General features: G+C 61.7%; 2 protein-coding genes. One reads left to right on the forward strand and one right to left on the reverse strand.

Annotated elements, in window-relative coordinates:
- Nucleotides 1-21: 21 nt before the first annotated feature.
- Nucleotides 22-936: a tRNA (adenosine(37)-N6)-dimethylallyltransferase MiaA gene (miaA, locus tag PLJ71_20295; protein HQM51034.1), complete on the reverse strand. Its 915-nt coding sequence runs from the start codon at nt 934-936 to the stop codon at nt 22-24.
- A 109-nt stretch (nt 937-1,045) separates the two neighbouring features.
- Between miaA and PLJ71_20300 the strand changes: the two genes are divergently transcribed.
- A partial coding sequence (locus PLJ71_20300) for a hypothetical protein (GenBank protein ID HQM51035.1) occupies nt 1,046-2,493 on the forward strand: 1,448 nt, incomplete at its 3' end.

Here is a 2,493-nt window from a genome sequence, read left to right on the forward strand (position 1 = left end):
CCCGGGCGAGCGCGGGAGGTATTACAAGGCATCTCGCGCGAGTTTGAGGGCGGTAGTCGCATCAGCGTTGTCTACCCAGTGAATGATCACGCCGTTGCGTTCCATGCGCCGGAACCAGGTTTCCTGGCGCTTGGCGAACTGGCAGATGGCCGTGCGCAGGCTCTGGTAGAGCTCGTCGCGACTCTTGATGCGCCCTTCGAGATATTCGCTGATATAGCGGTATTCCAGGCCGAGAAAGTGCAGTTTTTCCCACGGCACGCCTTGTGCGCGCAGCCCCTCGACTTCTTCAATCATTCCGGCGTCGAAGCGCTGCCGAAGGCGTTCCCCGATACGCCGGCGCAATACGTGCCGGTCCCAGCGCGTGCCCAGGACGAACGGCCGGATATCGGGCGCGGGCGCGGGCGGATGGAGTTTCGAGTACTCGGCGATCTCGATGGCGCGAACAAGACGGTTTCTGTCCGTGAGGTCGGTGGTATTGTGAAGTCCGGGTTTGAGACCCGCCAGCCGGGCGGCGAGGGCATCACCGGTCAAATGGGCCAGTTCCTGCCGCAGACTGGCATTCTCGGGGGCCTCGACCATTCGATAGCCTTTCAAGACGGCCTCGATGTAGAGGCCCGTCCCCCCCACCATCACCGGCAGCGCGCCGCGCCCTGAAATCTCTTCGAACGCGGCGAAACACCGTTGCTGGTACTCGAAAACGCTGAATTCGTGGGAGAGAGCGGCCACATCGATGAGATGATAGGGAACCGCGTGTCCCTCGACCACGTATTCGCACAGGTCTTTGCCCGAACCGATGTCCAGCCCCCGATACACCTGGCGCGAATCGGCCGAGATGATCTCGCCGCCGAACGCATAGGCCAATTGTGCGCCCAAAGCGGTTTTTCCAGAGGCCGTAGGGCCCAAAACAGCCAGCATGTTTACCGTTCGAGTTGCCATAGTGGAAGACATGATACCGCATCGGGCTGACGGGCATTGAATCCCGGGGTCGCGTATGGAACGAGCTCTCCTCGTGTATAATACGGTGATACAACCTGGAGACAACCTGATGTTCAGATACTTCCCCCTGCTCTTGGCAATCCTCGCCATCGCCGCCTGCGCGCACGCCGAGCACTCCGCTCCGGGCGCGTATCTCCCCCCGATCAGCATCAAAGACGTGCAGCAGTCCTGGGACGAGCCGATGACGCGGCAGGAACTCGCACGCTGTCTCCTGTTTCCCGCAAAGACCCTCACGCTCACGGTGTTCGCGGGCCAAAACCAGTCTCTTAAGAACCGCGAGCAGCCGGAGAACAAGGTGTTGGGCATCGCGGAGGGCTTCGAGGTCGAATACGCCGGAAGCGAGCTGTTCGGACCGCCCCTGGCTGAGAGCGCATCGTACCTGTATCGGGCGACCGTTTCCTCGGTGGATGCTCAAGCGCTTCGGTTTCAAGTCGAACTCTCCGGTTTACAGGAGGGTGACGAGCTGTACGTTATCGATCCCGTGCTGCCTCGCGCGTTTGGACCATACACGGCTGACGACGCCCTCGAGGACGGCCGGTGGCTTGCCACCACGGAAGGCGATTGGGCCATGCTCGTGGTACGAACGCCTCATGACGCGTTGCCGTCTCTGCGCCTGACCGGCGTGGCCCATTTCTACCGGGGGTTCGGTGAGTTCTTCAAGGAACTCGACTGCAACATCAACATTGCCTGCGAAAGCAATTCGGATATCCTGGATGTTGCTTCAGGGGTAGGCATGCTGGTTGTCCCAAGCGCGGGCGGCGACCAGGGTCTGTGCACGTGCACCCTTGTCAACAATGCCGATTCCCCCGCCCTCGAGTCCTATGTGCTCACCTCGAATCACTGCGTGCCCGAGGTGGTGTCCGCCAGTGAAGTCGACGTCATCTGGGACTATCGCGCGACCGCGTGCGACACGGCCGACCCGCCCGCGCTCAGCAGTCTCCCGCGCAGCGCGGGCATGGTCACGCTCTCTACCAACAGCGACCTTGACATTACGCTCATGGAACTCGAGAGCGTTCCCAACGGCACGTTTGGACGCTTCTACGCCGGATGGACCGACCGCGCCGTCTCAGCGGGCGAAGCCATCACGGGCATCCACCATCCCCAAGCCATGCACATGCGCATTTCTCATGGCGATATCCTGAGAAGCTCCGTTGCGGCATATCCCTACTACAACCAAATCGAAGTACTCTGGAGCGAGGGGGTTACCGAACCCGGGTCTTCCGGGCTGGGGCTTCTGCTGGATGCGGACGGATTCCGCATCATCGGCACCTTGAGCAACGGCCCCCTGCACGTCTGCGGCGGGTCAAGCAATACGGACAGGTTCTCGGCCTTCCGATTGTTCTTCCCCCGAGTGGAAGGCTGGCTGACCGGCACGGAAAAGCCCGACCCCGACGAACCCGAGGAGGAGCTGTGCCCCGCGGAATACGTTTACAAGAATGAGCCCGAGATCCTGGAGCGGCTTCGGGCCTTTCGTGACGGCGTCCTGAGCAGGACCCG

Source organism: Candidatus Hydrogenedentota bacterium, from assembly GCA_035416745.1.
In the GTDB taxonomy this organism is placed as follows: domain Bacteria; phylum Hydrogenedentota; class Hydrogenedentia; order Hydrogenedentales; family SLHB01; genus UBA2224.